General features: G+C 48.4%; 1 protein-coding gene. It reads right to left on the minus strand.

Annotated features, from left to right (window positions below; all coding sequences use genetic code 11):
* Positions 1 to 36: 36 nt before the first annotated feature.
* On the minus strand, positions 37 to 1347 hold the full coding sequence (ltrA, locus tag FKN93_RS17275; RefSeq protein WP_000381813.1) for a group II intron reverse transcriptase/maturase: 1311 nt from the start codon (positions 1345 to 1347) through the stop codon (positions 37 to 39).
* Positions 1348 to 1771: the final 424 nt, after the last annotated feature.

The raw sequence follows: 1771 nt of genomic DNA on the forward strand, positions 1-1771 counted from the left end.
AATCGAGTAGGAGGCGGGATCACTCCCGCCGTCCTCTCACACCACCGTACAAGCGTGGATCGCATACGGCGGTTCCGAATAGATTTTCAATGTTTCATACCCTTCCAACAATGAGTATAACCCCAACTCTTCCAACCGTTTGTTGGGTAAAGCCTGATTGACTTGGGGCGTCCGTGAGAGTTTCCACCATCCTTTATCTGAACCTGCGACTTTCCATGCATTAGGTTTGGCGACTCCTAAACTAATCAGCCACATCGCTATGCTGTATTTCCGCTTTTTCTGTTTTAGACGGTAGCACCGCAGTCGGCGTCTTATCCAACTGTCTAGGTGACTCATCGATGACGGCCTTAAGCCCAGTTTAAAGTAGTTCTGCCAACCTCGTAGATACGTCGATAGTTCCTTGATGATTGCCGGGAACGTTCGTCCTCTATTTCGTTTGGTGACTTGTCGCACTCGTTTCTTCATTTGATGCATGGCGTCATCACTGATACCTATCACACCATCATCGTTGAAGCGGTGTCCCAAGTAGCTACGCTCACTCACTCTGGTCGCCGCACTTTTCTCACGGTTTACCCGTAATTTAAGCGTCTGCTCCAAGAACTCCGTAACCGAGGTTTTCACCCGTTGCGCTGCTGCTTCACTACCTACGTAGATTTGGCAATCGTCTGCGTATCGGCAGAACTTATGACCTCTACGTTCTAACTCTTTATCAAGCTCATCCAATACGATATTAGAGAGCAGCGGCGACAGAGGACCTCCTTGTGGGGTTCCTCTTTGTCTTCGCTCTATCACTCCATTTCGCATCAGACCACTTTGTAGATATTTCCTGATCAGTTTCAGCACCCGTTTATCCGCGATATCTTGAGACAGCCGATACATCAGTCTGTCGTGATTGACGGTATCGAAGTACTTCTCCAGATCTATATCGACTACATATCCCCGCCCTTCTCGAATGTATTCACTCGCTTTCGACAAAGCATGATGAGCACTCCTTCTTGGTCTGAACCCGAAGCTGCTCTTTGAGAACTTCGGCTCATACAACTGTGTCAGGAGCTGTGCCATCGCTTGTTGTACGATGCGATCCTGAACGGTTGGGATACCCAGTTGGCGTACTCCACCTTTTGGCTTGGGGATTTCTACACCCAGAACGGGAGACGGTTGGTAACTTCCATCCAGTAAAGACTGGCGAAGTTGCTGCCCATTATCCAACTGGCGAAGCTTTTCCAAGGTCGCTGTGATCGTCAGTCTATCTACCCCACCGCACCCCTTGTTGCGCTTCACCTGTTTGGTCGCAGCGTTTAAATTACCCGGACTGAACATCTGTTCGAGTAATCGAGTGGTGTCCATCAAGACTCGTCCTTCTTTCTATGCCAAATCAGCTTGTTACGCTTCGTTTCCGTCAGTTCCACTTTTGGCTTCACCAATCGGAACGTAGAGATGGGTCGCATCGTTACTGTTACTCCACTGATTTGAATATCTGGCGACTGCTTCTTGACCTATTCAGTTCCGGCCTTCCCTTAAGTTGTACTTCCTCAAGGTACTATGCCTTCTGCTGACTCCTTATTACCCATCAGCATCCATCACTGGCTGCTTAGTTTCGTCCGAAACAGATAATAAGATCTCCCGAGGTAAGACGTTGTTCTTTCTCGTGGTCATGCCTGATTTACTGCATCGCACTTCTCGTCGAGTCGTTGGGCTATTCTATCTATTGCTAGGTTACCCAAGTCGACACAGCCTACTATCAGATTTCTGTTCGTCATCACCACGTTTT

It is taken from the genome of Vibrio sp. A8-1 (assembly GCF_013048685.1).
Classification (GTDB): Bacteria; Pseudomonadota; Gammaproteobacteria; order Enterobacterales; family Vibrionaceae; genus Vibrio; species Vibrio metschnikovii.